The sequence below is a fragment of the Aestuariivirga sp. genome, from assembly GCF_041738905.1.
Taxonomy (GTDB): Bacteria; Pseudomonadota; Alphaproteobacteria; order Rhizobiales; family Aestuariivirgaceae; genus Aestuariivirga.
In genome coordinates this window covers 1-21,997 of record NZ_JBGSOZ010000072.1, presented here as the reverse complement: position 1 = coordinate 21,997, position 21,997 = coordinate 1, and the positions used below count along the sequence as shown (strand labels likewise).

General features: G+C 61.8%; 23 protein-coding genes and 1 tRNA gene. 9 read left to right on the top strand and 15 right to left on the bottom strand.

The window, feature by feature from the left end; translation table 11 throughout:
* Nucleotides 1-560, top strand: a 560-nt coding sequence (locus ACEW8Q_RS05845) for a transposase (protein ID WP_373503117.1), incomplete at its 5' end; no start/stop codon positions are given.
* A gap of 322 nt (nt 561-882) precedes the next feature.
* Here ACEW8Q_RS05845 and ACEW8Q_RS05840 read toward each other — a convergent pair.
* Nucleotides 883-972: transfer RNA gene (locus tag ACEW8Q_RS05840), tRNA-Ser, on the bottom strand.
* Between the two features lie 353 nt (nt 973-1,325).
* Between ACEW8Q_RS05840 and ACEW8Q_RS05835 the strand changes: the two genes are divergently transcribed.
* From ACEW8Q_RS05835 to ACEW8Q_RS05820, 4 genes are all read left to right on the top strand, one after another.
* The gene (locus ACEW8Q_RS05835) at nt 1,326-2,363 is read left to right on the top strand and encodes an aspartate-semialdehyde dehydrogenase (protein WP_373503116.1); all 1,038 of its coding nucleotides are present in this window, start codon (nt 1,326-1,328) and stop codon (nt 2,361-2,363) included.
* Between the two features lie 2 nt (nt 2,364-2,365).
* Nucleotides 2,366-3,349 (top strand): M23 family metallopeptidase, encoded by a 984-nt coding sequence (locus ACEW8Q_RS05830; protein WP_373503115.1) that lies wholly within the window; start codon nt 2,366-2,368, stop codon nt 3,347-3,349.
* A 98-nt stretch (nt 3,350-3,447) separates the two neighbouring features.
* Entirely contained in the window at nt 3,448-4,161 is a 714-nt protein-coding gene (locus ACEW8Q_RS05825) for a hypothetical protein (RefSeq protein ID WP_373503114.1), read from the top strand.
* 132 nt (nt 4,162-4,293) lie between these two features.
* Nucleotides 4,294-4,998: a hypothetical protein gene (locus ACEW8Q_RS05820; protein WP_373503113.1), complete on the top strand. Its 705-nt coding sequence runs from the start codon at nt 4,294-4,296 to the stop codon at nt 4,996-4,998.
* Between the two features lie 66 nt (nt 4,999-5,064).
* Here ACEW8Q_RS05820 and ACEW8Q_RS05815 read toward each other — a convergent pair whose 3' ends face one another.
* Nucleotides 5,065-5,796 carry a DUF1223 domain-containing protein gene (locus ACEW8Q_RS05815; RefSeq protein WP_373503112.1) on the bottom strand — a complete coding sequence of 244 codons (732 nt, stop codon included), beginning with the start codon at nt 5,794-5,796 and terminating at the stop codon, nt 5,065-5,067.
* Between the two features lie 96 nt (nt 5,797-5,892).
* Nucleotides 5,893-8,634 (bottom strand): aconitate hydratase AcnA, encoded by a 2,742-nt coding sequence (gene acnA, locus ACEW8Q_RS05810; protein ID WP_373503111.1) that lies wholly within the window; start codon nt 8,632-8,634, stop codon nt 5,893-5,895.
* 223 nt (nt 8,635-8,857) lie between these two features.
* Here acnA and ACEW8Q_RS05805 point away from each other — a divergent pair, with 223 nt between their 5' ends.
* Nucleotides 8,858-9,382 (top strand): hypothetical protein, encoded by a 525-nt coding sequence (locus tag ACEW8Q_RS05805; protein ID WP_373503110.1) that lies wholly within the window; start codon nt 8,858-8,860, stop codon nt 9,380-9,382.
* Nucleotides 9,383-9,397: 15 nt separating this feature from the next.
* On the opposite strand, the gene ACEW8Q_RS05800 is transcribed toward ACEW8Q_RS05805, so the two are convergent.
* The 5 genes from ACEW8Q_RS05800 to sdhC form a co-directional block, all read right to left on the bottom strand.
* On the bottom strand, nt 9,398-10,174 hold the full coding sequence (locus ACEW8Q_RS05800) for a succinate dehydrogenase iron-sulfur subunit (RefSeq protein ID WP_373503109.1): 777 nt from the start codon (nt 10,172-10,174) through the stop codon (nt 9,398-9,400).
* Nucleotides 10,175-10,458: 284 nt separating this feature from the next.
* Nucleotides 10,459-10,962, bottom strand: coding sequence for a hypothetical protein (locus ACEW8Q_RS05795; RefSeq protein WP_373503108.1), 504 nt, complete (start codon nt 10,960-10,962; stop codon nt 10,459-10,461).
* 11 nt (nt 10,963-10,973) lie between these two features.
* Nucleotides 10,974-12,815: a succinate dehydrogenase flavoprotein subunit gene (gene sdhA / locus ACEW8Q_RS05790; RefSeq protein WP_373503107.1), complete on the bottom strand. Its 1,842-nt coding sequence runs from the start codon at nt 12,813-12,815 to the stop codon at nt 10,974-10,976.
* Entirely contained in the window at nt 12,815-13,195 is a 381-nt protein-coding gene (gene sdhD, locus ACEW8Q_RS05785) for a succinate dehydrogenase, hydrophobic membrane anchor protein (protein WP_373503106.1), read from the bottom strand. Before sdhD ends, sdhA begins: the two co-directional genes overlap by 1 nt.
* Complete coding sequence (sdhC, locus tag ACEW8Q_RS05780; protein ID WP_373503105.1) at nt 13,192-13,590, bottom strand: succinate dehydrogenase, cytochrome b556 subunit; 399 nt, start codon at nt 13,588-13,590, stop codon at nt 13,192-13,194. The genes sdhD and sdhC overlap by 4 nt, the downstream gene beginning before the upstream one ends.
* A 162-nt stretch (nt 13,591-13,752) precedes the next feature.
* Between sdhC and trxC the strand changes: the two genes are divergently transcribed.
* The gene (trxC, locus tag ACEW8Q_RS05775) at nt 13,753-14,184 is read left to right on the top strand and encodes a thioredoxin TrxC (protein WP_373503104.1); all 432 of its coding nucleotides are present in this window, start codon (nt 13,753-13,755) and stop codon (nt 14,182-14,184) included.
* Here trxC and ACEW8Q_RS05770 read toward each other — a convergent pair whose 3' ends face one another.
* Nucleotides 14,185-14,853: a L,D-transpeptidase gene (locus tag ACEW8Q_RS05770; RefSeq protein WP_373503103.1), complete on the bottom strand. Its 669-nt coding sequence runs from the start codon at nt 14,851-14,853 to the stop codon at nt 14,185-14,187.
* Between the two features lie 79 nt (nt 14,854-14,932).
* On the bottom strand, nt 14,933-15,457 hold the full coding sequence (locus ACEW8Q_RS05765) for a L,D-transpeptidase (protein ID WP_373503102.1): 525 nt from the start codon (nt 15,455-15,457) through the stop codon (nt 14,933-14,935).
* A gap of 124 nt (nt 15,458-15,581) precedes the next feature.
* Between ACEW8Q_RS05765 and ACEW8Q_RS05760 the strand changes: the two genes are divergently transcribed.
* Nucleotides 15,582-16,595 (top strand): zinc-binding alcohol dehydrogenase family protein, encoded by a 1,014-nt coding sequence (locus ACEW8Q_RS05760; protein WP_373503101.1) that lies wholly within the window; start codon nt 15,582-15,584, stop codon nt 16,593-16,595.
* Nucleotides 16,596-16,655: 60 nt separating this feature from the next.
* Here the strand turns inward: ACEW8Q_RS05760 and acs are convergent, their stop codons facing one another.
* Nucleotides 16,656-18,599 carry an acetate--CoA ligase gene (acs, locus tag ACEW8Q_RS05755; RefSeq protein ID WP_373503100.1) on the bottom strand — a complete coding sequence of 648 codons (1,944 nt, stop codon included), beginning with the start codon at nt 18,597-18,599 and terminating at the stop codon, nt 16,656-16,658.
* Nucleotides 18,600-18,689: 90 nt separating this feature from the next.
* Between acs and ACEW8Q_RS05750 the strand changes: the two genes are divergently transcribed.
* Complete coding sequence (locus ACEW8Q_RS05750; protein WP_373503099.1) at nt 18,690-19,583, top strand: DMT family transporter; 894 nt, start codon at nt 18,690-18,692, stop codon at nt 19,581-19,583.
* On the opposite strand, the gene ACEW8Q_RS05745 is transcribed toward ACEW8Q_RS05750, so the two are convergent.
* Genes ACEW8Q_RS05745 through ACEW8Q_RS05730 form a run of 4 tightly spaced genes read right to left on the bottom strand, consistent with a single transcriptional unit; the run spans nt 19,543 to nt 21,929 of the window.
* On the bottom strand, nt 19,543-20,250 hold the full coding sequence (locus tag ACEW8Q_RS05745; protein WP_373503119.1) for a methyltransferase: 708 nt from the start codon (nt 20,248-20,250) through the stop codon (nt 19,543-19,545). The genes ACEW8Q_RS05750 and ACEW8Q_RS05745 overlap by 41 nt on opposite strands.
* A gap of 47 nt (nt 20,251-20,297) precedes the next feature.
* Nucleotides 20,298-20,720: an EVE domain-containing protein gene (locus ACEW8Q_RS05740; protein WP_373503098.1), complete on the bottom strand. Its 423-nt coding sequence runs from the start codon at nt 20,718-20,720 to the stop codon at nt 20,298-20,300.
* Nucleotides 20,720-21,010: a YciI-like protein gene (locus ACEW8Q_RS05735; RefSeq protein ID WP_373503097.1), complete on the bottom strand. Its 291-nt coding sequence runs from the start codon at nt 21,008-21,010 to the stop codon at nt 20,720-20,722. Before ACEW8Q_RS05735 ends, ACEW8Q_RS05740 begins: the two co-directional genes overlap by 1 nt.
* Nucleotides 21,011-21,020: 10 nt before the next feature.
* Nucleotides 21,021-21,929 carry an NAD(P)H-dependent glycerol-3-phosphate dehydrogenase gene (locus ACEW8Q_RS05730; RefSeq protein WP_373503118.1) on the bottom strand — a complete coding sequence of 303 codons (909 nt, stop codon included), beginning with the start codon at nt 21,927-21,929 and terminating at the stop codon, nt 21,021-21,023.
* Nucleotides 21,930-21,997: the final 68 nt, after the last annotated feature.

The following is a 21,997-nucleotide window of genomic DNA, read 5'->3' as shown; positions in this document are numbered from 1 at the left end:
GCCCGCGCAACCACGACGGCACGATCATCCCGGACGCCATCGACGCGATGTGGGGAACCGACATGACCGCGGCCCTCACCGTCGAGGATGGACAGGTCGCGGTGTTCGTCGCCGTCGACCACTGTTCGGCGACATGCGTCGGGATCCATGCCGCCCTGCACGGCACCCGCCACGAGGCGCTCGAGCCAGTCCGCCAGGGCGTCACCGAACACTTCGGCGGGGTCGAAAGGGACGCTGCCCAGGGTCTCGCCATCCGCCACGACCACGGCAGCCAGTACATGTCGCGCGACTTCCAGAAGGAGATCGCCTGGCTCGGCGCCACCTCGTCGCCGGCCTTCGTCCGCGCCCCCGAGGGCAACGGCTGCGCCGAGCGCTTCATCCGGACGCTGAAGGAGAACCTGCTCTGGGTCAGGACATTCCGGACCGTCGAGGAACTCCGCCTCGCCCTCATCGACTTCCGGCGGACCTACAACGAAAGCTGGCTCATCGAGCGCCACGGCCATCGCTCCCCAGCCCAGTTCCGACGCGACCAGATGGACACGATGCCGCTGGCCGCATAATCGCAATCGGGTGTCTCAGAATCCGGGGGCGGTACACACGTTTGCAGTTGCCACGACGGGTTCCGATTTCAGCTCCATTTCGTCGAACAAGACTGCCATCGAAGTGAATTTTCGACTTCCGAAAAAACGGATAGAAACCAACATCTTACGGCCTTTTCACCAAATCCATGCAGTCAACAGGTCCGGAGAATATCGTCGCTGAGAGAACGCTTCCGGCCCTCCTGGCACCGGTGCCAGTGAACGGCCCCTCCCGCATAACCCTCGAAAACAACGATAAAATCCGGCCGCAGCCGGATGGGGAGAACGCTTTCGAGAGGGCAAGTGGCGGAGAGGGAGGGATTCGAACCCCCGGTACGTTTGCACGTACTCCGCATTTCGAGTGCGGCGCGATCGACCACTCTGCCACCTCTCCGCAGTACAAGGCGTGCCCTGTGTGGATCGCGGGGGGTAGATAGCCGAGAGATGGCCCGCTGCCAACCCCTTTTCGTCGCGGGTTGACTTGACGGCCCCCCGTGCTAGAACCCGCTCCGTTACAGACAGGCAGGACATGAGCCGGATTTTTGCCAGCTTCGATCTGAAATGCGCCGCGACAGCGGTTCGCACCGGCCTCGCCGCGTCTGTGAAACACACGAAAACCACCAAAACAGTGTAACGCCTTCTCCCCGGCCTTCCCCCGCGGGGGTGGAAGGCTGAAATCCCTTTTGCCCGAAAGCGGAGCCCTGATGGCTCGCGGGGGACGGGTTGGACGGCTCTAGGAGAAGAACCATGGGTTACAAGGTTGCAGTCGTCGGTGCCACGGGCAACGTGGGCCGCGAAATGCTCTCGATCCTCGAAGAACGCCAGTTTCCGGTGGACGAGATCCACGCCATCGCCTCGCGGAGGTCGATGGGCGTGGAAGTCTCCTTCGGCGACCGCACGCTGAAGTGCCAGGACCTCGAGCAGTTCGATTTCTCGAAGGTGGATTTCTGCCTGATGTCGGCCGGGTCTTCCGTGTCGAAGGAATGGTCGCCGAAGATCGGCGCGATGGGCTGCATCGTGATCGACAATTCCTCATGCTGGCGTTACGATCAAGAAGTGCCTCTGATCGTTCCGGAAGTGAACGCGCATGTGCTGACCGAGTACATGGCGCGGAACAATCGCCGCAACATCATCGCCAATCCCAACTGCTCCACGGCGCAGCTTGTCGTGGTGCTGAAGCCGCTGCATGACGTGGCCCGTATCAAGCGCGTCGTCGTCTCCACCTACCAGTCGGTGTCGGGCGCGGGCAAGGAAGGCCTTGACGAACTGTGGAACCAGACAAAGGGCATCTTCGTTACGGATAGCCCCGAACCCAAGAAGTTCACCAAGCAGATTGCTTTCAACGTCATCCCCCATATCGACGTGTTCATGGATTCGGGTGACACGAAGGAAGAGTGGAAGATGCTGGTCGAGACCAAGAAGATCCTCGATCCCAAGATCAAGCTCACCGCGACCTGCGTGCGCGTTCCGGTCTTCGTGGGCCATTCGGAAGCCGTCAACATCGAGTTCGAGCAGCCGATCTCGGCCGAGGAGGCCCGCGAGATCCTGCGCGAGGCGCCGGGCTGCATGGTGATCGACAAGCGCGAGGACGGCGGCTACGTCACACCCGTCGAATGCGTCGGCGACTTTGCCACTTTCATCTCGCGCATCCGCGAGGACTCGACCCTGGAGAACGGCATCAATCTCTGGGTAGTGTCGGACAACCTGCGGAAGGGCGCGGCGCTGAATGCGGTGCAGATCGCCGAAAGCCTGATCAACCGCGGCCTGATCAAGAAGGCGGCCTGACGATGGGCGCGAGGGCTGCCGCAACACTCTTGCTGGCGGCCCTTCTCATCGCGCCTGCGGCCCGGGCAGAGAACCTCACGCTCGGCCTGCCCATCGACTGCACGCTCGGGCAGACCTGCTGGGTCCAGCAATATGCCGATCACGACCCCTCTCCCGCCGTCCAGGACTATGCCTGCGGGGCCCAGACCTATGAGGGCCATGACGGAACAGATATCCGCATCCGCGACACGGCCGCATCGGCCGATGTGGTGGCTGCGGCACCCGGAACAGTCAAGGCCGTGCGGGACGGGATGGACGACCGCCTGGTGCGGAGCGATGCCGACCGCAAGGCAATTGCCAATGTCGAATGCGGCAATGGCGCGGTCATCACGCATGAGGGCGGCTGGGAGACCCAGTATTGCCACATGCGGGAGGGCTCGCTGGCGGTGAAGGCCGGGGACCGCGTTGCACAGGGCCAGAAGCTGGGAACCGTGGGCTATTCCGGCATGGCGGCGTTTCCGCATGTTCACCTGACCGTCCGCAAGGATGGAAAGACCGTGGACCCCTTCCGCAGCACCAGCAGTGCCACTCAGTGCGGCGGCCTCGACAATCCGCTGTGGTCGGCGGATGCGCTTCAGGAACTGGATTATGTGCGCGGCTCCATCCTCAGGTCGGGCTTCGCGCCGGGCGCCATCGAACTGCCGGCGCTCGAGGACGGTTCCCTGCCGGACAGGAGCCCGGCGGATAACTGGCCTGCCATGGTGGCCTATGTCTGGGCCATCAATCTGGAAGCGGGCGACATCGTCCGGATCAGCATCAGCGGGCCCGGAGGGTTCGCGGCGTCCAACGAGGCGAAGCTCGACCGGTCCAAGGCTCAGTACATGCTGTTCTCCGGAAAGAAGCGCCCGGCCGGCGGCTGGGCGAAGGGCACCTACACCGGCCAGGCTGACGTCATCAGCGGCGGCGCGGTCCGTCTGTCGCAGCGCTGGGAAACCCGCCTCGACTGAGGCGCTCGGACGCAGGCCCTTCAAACTGTGACGGCCATCACATCGCCTGCCCCTGCGATCGGTTAACGCCTCTCTCGCGTTGAGAGAGGAAAGTCCAATTGTCCTACCCCAGGCTGACCAAGTGCCTGCCGAACGAATGCCGCCATAACCCCTATTTTCATATCCACAAGGCGCTTCGTCTCGGGCACTGCCGATTGCTGGCCGATCTGGGCGCGCATGACTTTTCCCATGACGCCGGAACGCGCGATCTGATGAAGAGGTTGCAAAGCCTCATCGCGCTCAGCCGCGCTCATCTCGACGCTGAAAGCCGCGAGATCGGCATGGGGCTGGATGCGCGCCGCCCTTCATCCGCCCCCGTCTGGAACCACGATCCGGCAGGTCATCGCCATGCGCTGGCCGAACTCGAATCGCTTGTCCGCTCGGTGAATGTCGCAACGCCGGCGCGCCGCAACATCGCGGGCCATGCGCTCTACCGCTGTTTCGCGTTGTTTGCCGCAGCCGACATGGAACACATGAATTCCGAGGAGACGGAGCTTCTCTCCACCCTTCATGACCTCTTCACCGACGAGGAACTGAGCGCCAGCGAGGTGCGAATGCTGGCATCGCTGCCTGTAGAGACTCTGCTGGACTGCATGTGCCTGATGATGCCCGCGCTCAATCACCAGGAACGCATCGTCATCCTCTCGCGCCTGAGAAGCGCCATGGACGGCATGGTCTTTGACACTCTCATCGAAACGGGTGTGAAGCCGGTGCTGTCTCCGGAAGAGAGCCGCGCCGTGCTGAAGGGCCTGGGGCTTCTGGAGGCTGCCTGACCGGCAGGAAAAAGCGTTTCGCAACTCTGAAATTATTGTTTCAATACCTATAGTCTGTGATTCAAATCACTACATTTTTGAGATGGCGGCGCTAGGTCCATCTCACTCAACAACGAGATTGGAGCTCATCCCATGACGAATATACAATCGATTGTACCTGACGAATCCCGGCACAATTTCTACCATGCAATCCACAAGGCCTTGCGCCTCGGCCACTGCCGGATGCTCGCGGCGCTGGGTTCGAACGACTACATGAACCAGATGCAGACGGAGACGATGCTGGCTGACCTGCGCGGTCTTCTGGCGCTTGCCGCGGGTCACCTCGAAGGTGAGAACCGCGAGATCCACGCGGCACTCGAAGAACGTGCACCGGGCGCCTCCGCCCATGCGGCGGAGGACCATGAGGATCACGAGCGGAGTTTTGCGGAACTTGAATCGCTAATCCGCGCCGTCGAAACGGCCACCAAGGCGGGCCGCGAGTCTGCGGGCCGCGCGCTCTACCGCCGCTATGCGATCTTTGCCGCCCATGACATCGAGCACATGAACGAGGAGGAAACCGCGTTGCTGGCCGTCCTCCAGGACAGGTTCAGCGACGACGAACTGCGAGAGATCGAACATCGAATCGTCTCGGCCATTCCGCCGCAGAAGATGGCTGCCTACATGGCGCTGATGGCCCCTGCCCTCAATCACGGCGAGCGCGTGGAGCTTCTCGCAAAACTGCAGAAGGCCATGCCGGAGCCTGTGTTCAGGGGTCTGCTTTCCGATACGATCAAGCCGTCCTTGCCGGCGAACGACTATGCCGCGGTCATCGGCGAGTTGATGATGCGCGCCGCCTGATCGGCAATCTGAAGCCGTGACGCCAAACTCGGAGCCGGAGGGATGCTCCCTCCGGTTCCGTTTCGTTCAACTCGCCATGCTGCCCCATGAGGCACACGCCAGTATGGGACCTACCTTACCCTGCTGAAGAAGCGCCACGCAGGCTGTCGCATCGGATGTCATCAGGCCATCCTTCGGGAGCGTCAACCGGCTTGCCTTGCCATTCCACATGCCGGCAGGGATCAATCTGCGCACGACATTGTTGTAGGTGATTTCGCGCCCGGCCATTTCGCCCTTCCCGATCTTCACCGAAATGCGATCGGTGATGGGCATGACCCAGAGCGTTGCGTCCTGCGGGCCCTCGCCCGCGCCGATCTCGATGGCGAGTTCCTTTGCGCCATCGCTCATCGAGAGTTCAATCGGCCAGTGCGTCTGGCGCGACTGGTCCAGCACGGCGAAGACTTCCGACCGCTGGCTTCCAACGAGGGGTTTCTGTCCGTTCACGACCATCTGCGGGGTATAGACATCCATGTCGCCCCGCGCCTTGGCATAGTCATACTGGCGCTGAGAAAAGTCGGCGCTGGCCAGCGTATCCTTCCAGCCGAGATAATCCCAGTAGTCGACATGAAAGGTCAGCGCCAATACGCCCGGCCTTGTGCGGATCTCGCCCAGGATACGATCGGCCGGCGGGCAGGAAGAGCAGCCCTGGCTGCTGAACAATTCCACCACCACATCGACAGGCGCCGCCGCGAGGGCGGGCCGTGCCACGCATGCCGCAAGACCGCCAGCCCCAAGGGCCAGGCAATCGCGGCGGGTCATGGTCTGCAACTTTTTCATGCATCGTATATGACGCAAAAGGCCCGTGAGTACCACTCACGAGCCGTTTGACTGCAATCACGAATGCGTTGGGAGGCCTCAGGCCGCCCGCGCCATGTTCCTCAGCACATAATGCAGGATGCCGCCGTTCTTGTAATATTCAATCTCGTCCAGCGTATCGATGCGGCAGAGCACGGGGAAGGATGCCTTGCTGCCGTCGGCGCGGGTGATCTCGACGGTCAGGGTTTCACGCGGCTTGAGGCCATCGCCCAGGCCCTTGATGCTGACCGTCTCGTCGCCGCGAAGCCCCAGTGTCTGCCAGCTCTGGCCTTCCTGGAACTGCAGCGGCACGACGCCCATGCCCACGAGGTTCGAGCGGTGGATGCGCTCGAAGCTCTGGGCGATCACGGCACGCACGCCCAAGAGGTTGGTGCCCTTGGCTGCCCAGTCACGCGACGAGCCGTTGCCATATTCGACACCGGCAAACACCACGAGGGGTTTCTTCTCCACCGCATACATCATGGCGGCATCATAGATCGGCATTTCGGTGACGTCGGGGTAGTGCAGCGTGAGGCCGCCTTCCTTCACGTTGCCGGCCTCGTCCTTCACCATGTGGTTCTTGATGCGGATGTTGGCGAAGGTGCCGCGCATCATCACCTCGTGATTGCCGCGCCGCGTGCCGTACTGGTTGAAGTCCATCGGCTTCACACCATTCTGCGTCAGGTAGCGGCCGGCGGGCGATGCCGCCTTGATGGAACCCGCCGGAGAAATGTGGTCGGTGGTGATCTTGTCGCCGAAGAGACCGAGGATGCTGGCATCCTTGATGTCGGCCACAGGCTTTGGCTGCATGGTCATGCCCTGAAAATAGGGCGGGTTCTGCACATAGGTGCTGTTCTGGTCCCAGGCATAGGTCTCGCCCGCGCCCGACTTCACGGCGCGCCAGTACTTGTCGCCCTTGAAGACATCGGCGTAGCGCGTCTTGAACATCTTCGCCGTGATGTTCTTGCGGATGAAGGTCTCGATCTCCTTGTTGGTGGGCCAGACATCCTTGAGATAGACGGGCTTGCCCTTCTTGTCGGTGCCGAGCGGCTCGGTCGTCAGGTCGATCTGCGTCGAACCGGCCAGCGCATAGGCGACGACGAGCGGCGGCGAGGCCAGATAGGCGGCCTGCACGTCGGGCGAGACGCGGCCCTCGAAGTTGCGGTTGCCCGAGATCACCGCCGAGGCGACGATGCCGTTGTCATTGATGGCCTTTGAAATCGCCGGGTCGAGGGGCCCTGAGTTACCGATGCAGGTCGTGCAGCCATAGCCCACGAGATAGAAGCCGATCTTGTCGAGATCCTTCTGCAATCCGGCCTTGTTCATGTATTCGCTGACGACCTGCGAGCCCGGTGCGAACGAAGTCTTGACCCACGGCTTCGAGCGCAGGCCGAGGGCAGCCGCCTTGCGGGCCAGCAGCCCGGCGCCGATCAGCACGGACGGGTTCGACGTGTTGGTGCACGACGTGATGGCGGCGATCACCACGTCGCCGTGGCCGATGTCGAAGTTCTTGCCTTCGACCGCGACGCGCTTGTCCTGCTCGCCGGGCTTGGCGAAGCCAGCCTTGTCCTTGGGCGAATCGAGGGCCGTCTGGAAACCGTGCTTGATGTCCTGCAGTGGCACGAATTTTTCAGGTCGGTTGGGGCCGGCCATTGCCGGCACGACAGAACCAAGATCGAGTTCGAGCGTGTCGGTGAATACCGGGTCCGGTGACGTCTTGGTCAGGAACAGGCCCTGCGCCTTGGTGTATTTCTCGACCAGCGCAATCCGGTCGTTCTTGCGGCCCGAGAATTTCAGATAGTCGAGGGTTACGCTGTCCACAGGGAAGAAGCCGCAGGTGGCGCCATATTCGGGTGCCATGTTGGCAATGGTGGCGCGATCGGCCAGCGTGAGGCCGGGCAGGCCCGGTCCGAAGAACTCGACGAACTTGTTGACCACACCCTTCTTGCGCAGCATCTGGGTGACGAGCAGCACGAGGTCGGTCGCCGTCACACCTTCCTGCAGCTTGCCCTTGAGCTTGAAGCCGATCACCTCGGGCAGCAGCATCGACTGCGGCTGCCCGAGCATGGCGGCCTCGGCCTCGATGCCGCCAACGCCCCAGCCGAGCACGCCAAGGCCATTCACCATCGTCGTATGGCTGTCGGTCCCGACAAGCGTATCGGGATAAGCGACTTCGACCTTGGTCTTCGTCTTGCCCTTGGTGACGGTCTGGGTGCGGGTCCAGACGGTCTGGGCCAGATACTCGAGGTTCACCTGATGGCAGATGCCGGTGTCAGGCGGCACGACGCGGAAATCCTGGAAGGCGCCCTGCCCCCACTTGAGGAACTTGTAGCGCTCCTCGTTCTGCTCGTACTCGCGCTTTACGTTGGCGGCGAAGGCCTTTGCGTTGCCGAAATTGTCGACCACCACGGAGTGGTCGATCACGAGATCGACGGGCACCAGCGGGTTGATCTTCTGCGGGTCGCCCTTCAGAAGCTTCATGCCGTCGCGCATGGCGGCGAGATCGACCACGGCGGGAACACCGGTAAAGTCCTGCATCAGCACGCGCGCCGGGCGGAAGCCCACCTCGGCATCGGCCTTGCCCTTGTTGGTGAGCCAGGCCACGAAGCCCTCGATGTCGGTCTTCGTCACCGAGCGGCCATCCTCGTTGCGAAGAAGGTTCTCAAGCAGCACCTTCAGGGAATAGGGAAGGCCGGAAATGCCCTTGAGGCCATTCTTCTCGGCGGCCTTGAGGCTGTAATAGGCATAGGACTTGGCGCCGACCTTGAGGGTCTTGCGGCACTTGAAACTGTCGAGGGACATCGGGGCCTCTTTGCTGTGTGGGATCGCGTGAGGATATAATCGTTTTTGCGCTGCGGCACCAGTTCAACCAAGGAAGCAAGCCATCAAATTCACTTATGGCTGCAAGGCTTCTGATTGCACCTTGAGAACGACCACTCCGCACAATTGTCCAGATACCAAAAACCTGGCTGAAACCCGTTTGCGGTAATGCCAAACGAAGTGCAACCGGGTTGTGGGGACCAAGATGCCGCGCCAGTCACGTCGATTCGTTATTTTGCTTGGGCTTGGAGTCCTGCTCGCAGCTTGCGGCTCCGACGAGGAAGCGCTTCAGAAATATGCCAAGGCGCGGAAGATGCCGGAGAACCAGACGGCCGCCTTCATGGCCTGCGCCAACGAGATGAAGCGCAACAAGCCGGTCTTCGCCACGCCGAAGGGCAATCTGGTGATGACGTCCGTGCCGTGGGACATCTGCGCCTGCCAGAGCAAGACCATGATCACGGTCTTCGAGGACGACCGCCACAAGGCGATCGCGTCATTCGCCACCTACATGGCGCTGGAAACCAAGAAGCGCCCGCCTCGATTCAGCAAGAAGGACATGAAGCCGAAGCTGAAGTCGCCGGACGTGGCGAAGCGGCTGGAGACGGCCTTCAACGCTTGCGTCACGGCCTACAAGGACGCCAACAAGGAAAAGAGCGCCGAGCTGTTCGAACTTCTTCCGCCGAAGGAGCCGGACAAGAAGAAAGACGGCGAGGCCAAGTCGTCGTCATGACGGCAGACGCTTGGGTTAGACCCGGCGTTCCACCATCATCTTCTTGATCTCGGCGATGGCCTTGGCTGGAGACAGTCCCTTCGGGCAGGCCTTGGTGCAATTCATGATCGTGTGGCAGCGGTAGAGCCGGAACGGGTCCTCGACATTGTCGAGCCGCTCGCCAGTGGCTTCGTCCCGCGAATCGATCAGCCAGCGATAGGCTTGCAGCAGCGCTGCGGGGCCAAGATAACGATCGCCGTTCCACCAATAGGACGGGCACGACGTCGAGCAGCAGGCGCAGAGAATGCACTCATAGAGTCCATCGAGCTTGGCGCGGTCGTCGGGTGATTGCTTCCACTCGGTCTGCGGCTCGGGCGTCGTGGTCTTGAGCCACGGCTCGATCGAGCGGTGCTGGGCATAGAAGCGCGTGAGATCGGGCACGAGGTCCTTCACCACCGGCATGTGCGGCAGCGGATAGATGCGGACGTCACCCTTCACGTCTTCACAGGACTTTAGACAGGCCAGCGTGTTGGTGCCATCGATGTTCATCGAGCACGAACCGCAGATGCCCTCACGGCACGAGCGCCGGAAGGTCAGCGTCGGGTCCTGCTCGTTCTTGATCTTGATGAGCGCGTCCAGCACCATCGGCCCGCACTTGTCCATGTCGAGCGTGTAGGTGTCGATCTGCGGGTTCTTCCCGTCATCCGGGTTCCAGCGGTAGATCTTGAAGTCGCGGAGCTTCTTGCCTTGCGGCTTCGGCCACACCTTGCCCTGCTGGATCTTGGAGTTCTTCGGTAACGTGAATTCGGCCATTACTGGATACCTCGGAAAATTTTGCTCCACGCTCGTGGATGCTGCTCGGTAGAAGACTTTATTCTTTGCGCCAGATTTCGTCCAGACTTACTGTTCAGCTTTCTGATGTTGATTGCATAGACTTTCCGGCCGGGCGATAATCGCATCAATCCAAAAGGAAACGGATCAGGCCTTCGGTCGATTTTTGAATGAAAGCTAAACTGCTGGCACAAGAAGGAATTAATGTTTATTCCATCTCCCAGCTTCCATGATCCCTGAAGCATTACCATATCTAAATCTGGATTTTATTCCAAGTACACCGAGTAAGGATGTTTCTCAATTGATACATCCTGCTTTAGGATAGCTAAAATTCTGTCCGCGTGTGGCCCCAACTTGACCACTTTCGCCTCCGGCCTAGAACTCAGGTGCGCTCTCCACAATACAGAGAGAACAAATTTTACCAGTCTTTGGGGGTCTATATCAGGCAACTCAAAACAGAGACTATTCCCGCTCTCGTCAACTGCCCACCCGTCATCCAATTGGGCAGTTACAACGTTCAGTTTGTTCTTTTTGAATCGCTCACAGACGTACTGGTCAAGGACGCCAAGAAGGCCATCGCAATCTTCACAGAGAATTCCATCATCGTATATCCCAATGTGGGATTTTTTTGGTGGATGAGGCACAGATAGATTTACTACCGCCAGCGGCCCATCTTCCAACATTGAGTACATGCACTTCGGAATCAAATGGGAATCAATTAGCTTTTTGTTCTCTCCGCAGTAGTTGCACTTCGTATTGCCCAAAGACATGATGGGTTCCGCTAGTAAACGCGTGCCTTGGGCTTGATGTAGTCGATGTCGTTCGACATCGTGAAGTCGTGGACCGGGCGAGTTCCCAATGACACTGACTTCTTGTCGCGGTCGGCCCAGGCGAGGGAGTGCTTCATCCAGTTCACGTCGTCGCGGTTGGGGTAGTCCTCGCGGGCATGGGCGCCCCGGCTTTCCTGGCGGGCCTCGGCGCTGACAACGGTGGTTGCCGCCTGCAGGATGAGGTTCTCGAATTCCAGTGTCTCGATGAGGTCGCTGTTCCACACCAGCGAACGGTCGGTGACGCGGATATCGTCGATGTTGTTCCACACTTCCGAGAGGCGCTTGACGCCTTGCGCCAGCGTCTCGCCGGTGCGGAAGACGGCGGCGTCCTCCTGCATGATCTTCTGCATGCGGGCGCGGAGTTCAGCCGTGGGCGTTCCGCCCGAGGCATGGCGGTAGTGGTCGAGGCGCGAAACCGCCATCTCGCCGGCATCCGCCGGCAGGTCCGCATGGGGCGAATTGGGCTTCACCAGTTCGATGCAGCGGAGGCCCGCGGCGCGGCCGAAGACCACGAGGTCGATGAGAGAATTGGAGCCAAGGCGATTTGCTCCGTGTACGGAGACACAGGCCGCCTCGCCCACAGCCATCAGCCCCGGTACGGTCTTCTCCGGATTGCCGGCATCTCCCGCCAGAACCTCGCCGTGATAGTTCGTGGGGATGCCGCCCATGTTGTAGTGAACCGTCGGCAGGATCGGGATCGGCTCGCGCGTCACGTCGACGCCCGCGAAGATCTTTGCGGATTCGGAGATGCCCGGAAGCCGCAGGTGCAGGACCTTCGGATCGAGATGCTCGAGATGGAGGTGAATGTGGTCCTTGTGCTCGCCCACGCCACGGCCCTCGCGGATCTCGATGGTGCAGGAGCGCGAGACGACGTCGCGCGAGGCGAGGTCCTTGGCGGACGGCGCATAACGCTCCATGAAGCGCTCGCCTTGCGAATTGGTGAGGTAGCCGCCCTCGCCGCGCGCACCTTCGGTGATGAGGCAGCCGGCGCCATAGATGCCGGTCGGGTGGAACTGCACGAACTCCATGTCCTGACAGGGAAGCCCCGCACGCAGCACCATGGCATTTCCATCACCCGTGCAGGTGTGGGCGGAGGTTGCCGAGAAATAGGCGCGGCCATAACCGCCGGTGGCGAGGACCGTTTCATGCGCGCGGAAACGGTGGATGGAACCGTCTTCCATGTTCATGGCAACGACGCCACGGCAGGCGCCATTCTCCATGATGAGATCGAGCGCGAAGTATTCGATGAAGAACTCGGCGGCATAGCGCAGCGACTGGCCATAGAGCGTGTGCAGCATGGCATGGCCGGTGCGGTCGGCGGCGGCACAGGTCCGCTGCACCGGTGGTCCGTCACCGAAGTTCATCATGTGGCCGCCGAAGGGGCGCTGGTAGATCTTCCCCTCTTCGGTGCGCGAAAACGGCATGCCGAAATGCTCGAGTTCGTAGACGGCGGTCGGCGCGTTGCGGCAGAGATATTCGATGGCGTCCTGGTCGCCCAGCCAGTCGGCGCCCTTCACCGTGTCATACATGTGCCAGCGCCAGTCATCCGCGCCCATGTTGGCGAGAGACGCAGCGATGCCGCCTTGTGCGGCGACGGTGTGCGAGCGCGTGGGGAAGACTTTCGAGATGCAGGCGGTCTTCAATCCGGCCTGCGATGCGCCGAGCGTGGCGCGGAGGCCAGCACCACCGGCTCCCACCACCACCACGTCATAGGTGTGGTCGGTCACCGGGTAGGATCGTCCGCCGATGGTGAACACCCTCGGTGCCTTCTTCTTGGTTTCGACGACAGCCATCAGAGTCCGAAGCTCATCTTGAGAATTGCATAGAGGGCGGCTGCCCCCATGATTACCGTGAAAGCGGTATTGAACAGCAGGGCCAGAAACTTGCTGGTGGGCGAGTGAATGTAATCCTCGATCACCACCTGCAGGCCGAGCCGCATGTGCCAGAGCTGGGTGATGAAGGTCAGCGCCAGTGCAATCGCCACAAGCGGGTTCTGCAGGCTGGCGACCATCTCGGCGCGCGAGGCTCCCACGTGCGCGATGATGAATACCACGAGAAAGACGACCAGCGGAATACCTGCAAGCGCCGTCATGCGCTGCACCCACCAGTGTTCGGTGCCGCTCTTGGCGGAACCCAGGCCGCGCACCTGGCCAAGCGGAGTCTTGTGCATCATGACATCACTCCAAACCCGATGATCCACAGCACGACGGTGATGATGATCGAGGCGGCGAGCGTCAGTTTCGCGCCCCGTTCCACCGAAGGAATATCCATGCCGGCCCCGAGGTCCCAGATCATGTGGCGGATGCCGCCAATCGTGTGGTGCACCAGCGACCAGGTGAAGCCGAACAGTACGATAAGACCGATCCAGCTGCCGAAGACCCGTTGCACGAAATCAAAATACTCATCCGACGTCGCCGCCGCGCTGAGCCACCAGACCAGAAGCACCGTTCCGGCATAGAGCGCAATGCCCGTCGCGCGGTGGACGATCGACATCATCATCGTGAGGCCGCCGCGGTAGATCTGCAGGTGCGGCGAAAGCGGGCGCCCTGCGTTCTTGGATTCTGCCATGTGTTCTTTCCCGTTCCCGGTTCGCACTTCTACCTTGTGCGGCGCGGTATCGCAAATACGTCGAAAGGCAAATGGCGGGTCTGCATGGGGCGGCTTGACGCAGATCATGGCTGACATGCATCCAGATGCCCAAATGAGCGTCATCTTCGAGGGATTTGCACCATGAGCGACATCGTTTGCCCCGCCTGCTCCGCCGTCAACCGCGTTCCGGACGAAAAGCCCGCAGCGGCCGCCAAATGCGGCAAGTGCCAGGCCGCCCTGTTCGACGGCCATCCGGTGGCGGTGGATGCCCGCGCTTTCGGCAAGCACCTGTCACGAAACTCGATCCCCGTGGTCGTCGACTTCTGGGCCGAATGGTGCGGGCCGTGCAAGATGATGGCCCCTGAGTTTCAGAAGGCCGCGCAGGCGCTGGAACCTGCAGTACGATTCGCCAAGCTCGACACGGAGGCCGCACAGGCTGAAGCAGCGGCCCACGGCATCCGCTCGATCCCCACCATGATCCTGTTCAGGAACGGACGCGAGGTGGCCCGCCAGTCGGGTGCCATGCCGGCGGGCCAGATCGTGCAATGGGTGCGCGAGGTGATGCGCGGCTGATTACTGGACGATCACCTTGGCGCCCACCGGGGTGCTGTTGAAGAGTTCGACCACTTCCCTGTTCAGCATGCGGATGCAGCCTGAAGACGCCGCCGTGCCGATAGAGGACGGCGCATTGGTGCCATGGATGCGGTACATGGTGTCTCCGCCCTTGTCGAAGAGATAGAGCGCGCGCACGCCCAGCGGATTTTCCGGAATGCCGCCCGGCATGCCGTTCTTCCACTTGGCGTATTTCGGCGTCCGCTTGATCATCTCGGCGGGCGGCGTCCAGGTCGGGTTCTTCTTCTTCATGCCGATCCGCGCCACGCCGGACCAAGAAAAGCCATCCTTGCCTACCGCCACCAGAAACCGCTTGGCCTTGCCGTTCGGCATCACCTGGTAGAGGGCGCGTTCATTGGTCTTGACGATGATCGTGCCGGGCTTCTCGGAACTCTGGAACGTCACGATTTCGCGGCCCTTGTAGGCAGGACCCGTCTTCTTCTTCGCCACGACCTTCTTGCGCGTGGTGCCGGACCCGGTCACCTTTTTCCTGGTCGACTTCTCGCCCTGACGGCGATTGCCGTTCTTGCGGTATTCTTCCCAGTCGAAAAAAGCCTCAGCCGGAGCGGCAGCCACCGGTATTGCGATAGCCGCCAAACCGAGCATCGATAGAAAACCACGCCTGTTCACGATTCACTTCCCCACAATCTGCAATCGTGGAGAGTTCTATTCAGTAGTGTTCCATCCTGCAAGTCACAGCAACGTTATTCTACAAAACGATCACCTTGGTGCCGATCGGCGTCTGGTCGTAGAGGCCGATGATGTGCGCGTTGTGCATGCGGATGCAGCCCGAGGAGGCCGCATTGCCGATCGAGTCCGGCTCGTTGGTACCGTGGATGCGGAACAAAGTGTCCCTTCCGTCTGCGTAAAGATAAAGTGCCCGGGCACCCAGCGGGTTGTCCGGTCCGCCGGGCATGCCGCCGGCCCAGCGGGCGAGTTCCGGCTTGCGGGCAATCATGTCGCGCGGCGGTGTCCACGTGGGCCATTCGACCTTGCGGCCCACTTCGGCAATCCCCGCCCAGTCGTGCCCTTCCTTGCCCACCGCAACGGCATAACGCATGGCAAGTCCGTCACCCAGAATGCGGCAGAGGGCGCGGTCTCCGGTGTTCACGATGAGCGTGCCGGGGCGCTCCGGCGATTCGAAGTCAACGAGTTCGCGTCCGCCATAGCCCGCAAGCGCCGGGCCTGTTACGGCTGTGGACAGGGCACCTGCAATCCATGCTCTCCGGTTCATCGCGCAATCCCGTTCCTCATGGGTGCAAGCCATAGGGACCGCAGCCGGCAAAATCGTGGCAGTGCTTGCCGGACCGGGTGGCGCGGTCCAGTATTGCCGTCCATCTCAGCAGAGGGTTTGCGACATGAAGGCAGTAGGCTACAGGCGCGCGGGACCGGTGACGGACAGCAACGCGCTCGAGGACTTCGAGATGCCCGCACCGGTGCCAAAAGGCCGGGACATCCGGGTGGCGGTCAAGGCCGTGTCGGTCAATCCGGTGGACACCAAGGTGCGCCGGGGCGTGGCGCCGCCCGATGGCGAATACAAGGTGGTGGGCTGGGATGCCGCCGGCGTGGTCGATGCCGTGGGGCCGGAAGTCACCTTGTTCAAGACCGGCGAAGAGGTCTTCTACGCGGGCTCGATCGACCGGCCGGGGACCAACAGCGAATTCCATCTTGTGGATGAGCGGATCGTGGGGCGAAAGCCGAAGTCACTGTCCTTTGCCGAAGCCGCCGCATTGCCCCTCACATCCATCACCGCGTGGGAGGCCGTCTTCGACAGGCTGGACGTGCGGCAACCCGTGGCTGGTGCCGCCAACGCCATCGTTATCGTCGGTGGAGCGGGCGGCGTGGGTTCGATTGCGATCCAGATCCTCCGGCAGCTTACCAATGTGGCCATCATCGCCTCGGCGTCGCGGCCCGAAACGCAAAGCTGGGTGAAGGAGATGGGCGCGCATTACGTTGTCGATCACCGCCAGCCGCTCGACACCCAAGTGCAAGCACTGGGGATCGGAGCTCCGGCACTGGTGTTCTCCACCACGCAGACGGACAAGCACTTCGAAGCGATCGTGGAACTTCTCGCTCCGCAGGGCCGCTTCTGCCTCATCGATGACCCGCCGCCGATCGACGTGATGAAGCTCAAGCGGAAAAGCCTTTCGCTGCATTGGGAGTTGATGTTTACGCGCCCGCTCTATGGCACGGCGGACATCGAGGAACAGCACCGGCTGCTGAATGCCGTGTCCGAAATGGTGGACGCCGGGAAGATCAGGACGACGCTGGCGGAGAACTTCGGCACGATAAATGCCGCGAATCTCATCCGCGCCCATGTCTTGATCGAGAGCGGCACATCGCGCGGCAAGGTGGTGCTCGAAGGGTTCTGACAAACAATCAGGGCAGGATGCCGGAGCACCCTGCCCTTAAGTTTACAGCGAGAAGAAGGATCAGGCCTTCTTGTTCTGGCGGTGCTCGATCAGGTCGTCGACCACGGCCGGATCGGCCAGCGTGGAGGTATCGCCGAGCGCGCCGAAATCGTCCTCGGCGATCTTGCGGAGGATTCTCCGCATGATCTTGCCGGAGCGCGTCTTGGGGAGGCCGGGCGAGAACTGGATCTTGTCGGGGCTCGCAAGCGGACCGATTTCCTTCCTCACATGCGCCACGAGGTCCTTGCGGAGTTCGTCCGAACCCTCCTCGCCCGCCATCAGCGTCACATAGCAATAAATGCCCTGTCCCTTGATGTCGTGCGGGTAGCCGACAACGGCCGCCTCGGATACCTTCGGATGCGCAACCAAGGCCGATTCCACTTCCGCCGTGCCGAGACGATGGCCCGATACGTTGATGACGTCGTCGACGCGGCCGGTGATCCAATAATAGCCGTCCTTGTCACGGCGGCAGCCGTCGCCCGTGAAGTACATGCCCTTGTAGGCCGAGAAGTAGGTCTGCACGAAGCGGTCGTGATCGCCAAACACCGTCCGCATCTGGCCCGGCCATGAGTCGAGGATCACGAGATTGCCGGAGGTGGCGCCCTCGAGGATCTCGCCCTTGTCGTCCACGAGTGCCGGCTGGCAGCCGAAGAAGGGCCGTGTGGCCGAACCGGGCTTCAGCCTGGTCGCACCGGGGAGCGGCGAGATGAGGATGCCGCCCGTCTCGGTCTGCCACCAGGTATCGACGATGGGGCAACGCTCGTCGCCGACGACGCGGTGGTACCATTCCCAGGCTTCCGGATTGATCGGCTCGCCGACCGAACCCAAGAGCCGCAGCGATTTGCGCGACGTCTTGGCGACGGGTGCTTCGCCGGCACCCATCAGCGCGCGGATGGCGGTGGGGGCGGTATAGAAGATGTTGACCTTGTGCTTGTCGATCACCTCCCAGAAGCGGGAGTTCGACGGATAGTTCGGCACGCCTTCGAACATCAGCGTGGTCGCGCCATTGGCGAGCGGGCCATAGACGATGTAGCTGTGGCCGGTCACCCAGCCCACATCCGCCGTGCACCAGTAGATGTCGCCGTCGTGATAATCGAAAACGTATTGATGCGTCATCGCGGCATAGACGAGATAGCCTCCCGTCGTATGCAGCACGCCCTTGGGCTTGCCGGTCGAGCCCGACGTGTAAAGGATGAAGAGAGGATCTTCCGCCTTCATCTTCTCGGGCTTGCATTCGGCGGGAACGGTCGCCGCTTCCTCGTGGTACCAGACGTCGCGGCCCGGAGCCATCATCACGTTGCCGCCGGTGCGGCGGACAACCACAACCTTCTCGTTGCCGGCGCAGCGCTTCAGCGCTTCGTCGGTGTTCTGCTTCAAGGGCACCTTGCGGCCGCCGCGGAGGCCTTCATCAGCGGTGATGATCAGCTTCGAGTTGGCATCGTTGATGCGGCTCGCAAGCGAGTCCGGCGAGAAGCCGCCGAAGACGATCGAGTGAACAGCACCGATGCGCGTGCAGGCCAGCATCGCATAGGCCGCTTCCGGGATCATCGGCAGGTAGATGGTGACGCAGTCGCCCTTCTTGACGCCGTTCTTCTTCAGCACATTGGCAAAGCGGCAGACGTGCTCGTAGAGCTCGTTGTAGGTGACCTTCTTGTCATAGTACGGGTCGTCGCCTTCCCAGATGATGGCGACCTGGTCGCCACGCTTCTTCAGGTGGCGGTCGATGCAATTATAGGAGACGTTGAGGACGCCGTCCTCATACCACTTGATTGACACCTTGGGATATTCGAAGGTGGTGTTCTTGATCTTCTTGGGGATCTTGAACCAGTCCAGCCGCTTGGCCTGCTTGCCCCAGAACTTGGCGGGATCCTTCACCGACTCGGCATACATCTTCTTGTAGCCCGCGTCGTCGACCAGGGCTTTCTTCTTCCACGAGGCCGTAACCGGATAGACTTTCTCGGACATAGGCGCATTCCTCCCAGACATGCCGATATTGGTGATCCTTTTGGCGGCACAGTCTATAGCCTGCAATGAGACTCCTGTCTAAGAAACGCCATGACCAGCCTCCGCCACCTTACGTATTTCGTCGCACTGGGGCTGTTCTGGGGCCTTTCACCGTCGCTCTACAAGGCGATGGCTGAAAGCCACGTGCCGATCAGTCACGTCATCGCCTATTCGGGCCTTGGCGTGGGGCTGGCTCTCTCCATCGTGGCGCTGGTTTCCACGAAGCGGCTCGACCTGGGCCGCCAGGTGATGTTCTACGGGCTGGGCTGCGCCGTCCTGATGAACGTGCCGTTCGGGCTGGGCCTCGTCTATGCGCGCCATGTTCCGACGACCGAACTCGCCCTCATCATGTCGACGGCGCCTTTCTTCAACTATCTGGTTGCGCTGCTGACGGGCCGGGAAAACGCATCGTCGCGCCGGTTGATGGCAGTCGGGGCAGGCTTCCTGTCCAGCGCCATACTGGTGCTGTCGCGCGAGGGGACGCTTGCCGGGCAGTTCTCATGGTGGATGCTGGCGGCCTTTTCCAGCCCGATGCTCTACACGCTCTATAACTGGTTTGCCGCCCGGCACTGGCCGCGCGGCACCGACATCTATTCCGTCGGCGCATCCGAATCGATCTGGTCGGCTCTTCTGATGGTGCCAATCCTGCTGTTCATCGAACCGCCATGGGGGATCGAGGTGCCGGCATTCCTCGCTTACTGGAGCGTGCTGGCGGCAACCATCATGTGGATCGTCGAGCGAATCGCCTTCTTCACGCTCATCCGCGACAAGGGCGCGGTCTACACCATTCAGGCGGTTTACCTGTCGACACCGGCTGCCGTGGTCTTCGCCGCGATGTTCTATGGCGGCGGCTATGACCAGTGGTTGTGGCTGTCGCTGGCGATCCTGATGGTTGCCTTGTGGCTCAACAATTCCGGATCAAGCGCCAAACCGCAGATTGCTTGATCTCGGAGTCTTCGAGATCGCGGGTGACCGGCACGGCATATTCCGCAAGCTTTTCCAGTTTGCCGCGCGGCAGGTAGCTGCGGCCCGGATCGCCGATCAGTACGGCACTGCCTTGAGCCTCGGCCTGCTGGAGCCAGTCGAAGCAGCGGCCAGCGAGTTCCTTCTCGTAGAACAGGTCGCCGACGAGAATCACCTCGGCGGCAGGCGGGGATCGGGCCAGCAGATCATTTGAAGTAACCGAAAAGCCTCCCTCCCCCTCGTGGGGAGGGATCGAGGGTGGGGGGTGGCTGGCAATGGAGTTCGCGGACCCCCACCCCTGCCCCTCCCCACAAGGGGGAGGGAAAATCTGATTGAGCCCGGCATTGATCTCCATCGCCACCACGGAGAAACCGTCGATATCAGCCGCGAGAACGCTCCTTGCGCCCGCCTTCATGGCTGCGATTGCGACGAGGCCCGAGCCCGAGGCGATATCGACAACGGACTTTCCACGCACGATGTCCGGGTGATCCAGCAGATAGCGCGCCAGGGCCTGGCCTCCTGCCCACGCAAAAGCCCAGAATGGCGGCGGCAGTCCCATCTCGCCCAGTTCCTCTTCCGTCTTCTGCCACAGCGGCACAGCCTCGTGCGCCAGATGCAACAGCACTTCCGGCACGAGCGGCGGCGGCATGACGGACGTGTTGGCGCGGATGAAGGCTGCGCGGTCGGCGATGTGGTTCACGCCTTGACGCCGCCCAGCTTGCAGATGTGCTTGAACTCGGCTTCGGAGACCGGCTGTACCGAGAGGCGCGAGTTCTTCACCAGAACCATGTCCTTCAGCTTCGGGTCGGCCTTGATCTCATCGAGCGTCACATGGCGCGGAACGTCCTTCACGGCGCGGATGTCGACGCATTCCCAGGCATCTTCCTTGGCGGTCGAGTCCTTGTGGATGAGCCTGCACACTTCCACAATCCCCACGACGGCGCGGCCATCGTTCGAATGATAGAAGAAGCCCTTGTCGCCCAGCCTCATGGCCCGCATGAAATTTCGCGCCTGATAGTTGCGGACCCCAGTCCACTCCTCGCCAACGTCGCCCTTGGCTTTCTGCTGGTCCCACGACCAGACCTCGGGCTCGGACTTGAACAGCCAGTAGTTCGCCATCAGGCGGCCTCGGGATTCTTCAGCGTCCACTTCCACGCCTTGATCTCGATGGACGCAAAAAGACCGGCCTTGGCGTAGGGGTCGGCATCGGCCATGGCTTTCGCCTGAGCGCGGTCGGCGGCTTCGATGATGACGAGGCTGCCGATGGGCGAGCCTTCGTCGGTGGTGAAGGGGCCCGCGGCTTTAAGTGCCGTGCCGAGGCTCTCCAAGTGCTTCAGGTGCTCGGGCCTGGTCGACATGCGGAGGTCGAGGCTGTTGGGTTTGTCGGTGCAGATCAATGCGAAAAGCATGTGCCGTGTCCTATCTGATTTCTGGTCCAAGGGGCCGGGAGAGAAGCCGGGCGATTTCATCCTCCGGCGAGGCGCTTTCGTCAACGATGGCGTGGACCGCATCCACAATGGGCATGTCGACGCCATGCTTGCGGGCGAGTGAACGCGCGACCTTCACCGTGAAGGCGCCTTCGACCACGCCCCTGGAGGCGGCAAGCGCATCGGCCACGGATTTCCCCTGCCCGATCGCATGGCCGAACGAATAGTTGCGCGATTGGCGGGACGAGCAGGTGAGCAGCAGGTCGCCCAGCCCCGAAAGTCCCATCAGGGTCTCGGGCCTGGCACCGAGCCGTGCGGCAAAGCGCGTGAGTTCGGCAAAGCCGCGCGTGGTGAGAGCGGCGCGGGCGCTGTCGCCCAGTCCGCGGCCATCGGAAATACCGCAGGCGATGGCGAGCACGTTCTTGAGCGCGCCGCCGATCTCGACACCCTTCACATCGTCCGAGGCATAAATCCGGAACTGCGGCAGGGATAGCGATTCCGCCCAATGCCGCGCTTCTTCCAGTCGGGAAGCAGCCAGAACCACGGCCGTCGGCAGTCCCTTCTCGACGTCCGCCGCAAAGGAGGGACCGGATATCACCATGGGGTTCGCGCTGGGCAAGACGTCCGCCACGACTTCATTCATGAACAGGCCCGTCGCCTGCTCGATGCCCTTGGAACTGATGATCAGCGGAAGTTCAACGGACACCGCGGACTTTACGGCTGTCAGAACATCGCGGGCGGCCTGTGCCGGGACCGACAGGATGAGCGCGTCAATTCCAGCAAGCGGTTCAAGATCTGGGGCGGACCGCGACCAGACATGAACCTCATGCCCTGCCCGTTCCGCCACATGCGCCAGCGCGGTGCCCCACGCGCCCGCTCCCAGAACCCCGATGCGGCTCATGCCTTGGCGCCAAGCTTGCCCGAGCCATAGACAGGCGCCTGAGCCTGGTCGAGCGGCCAGCGGGCGCG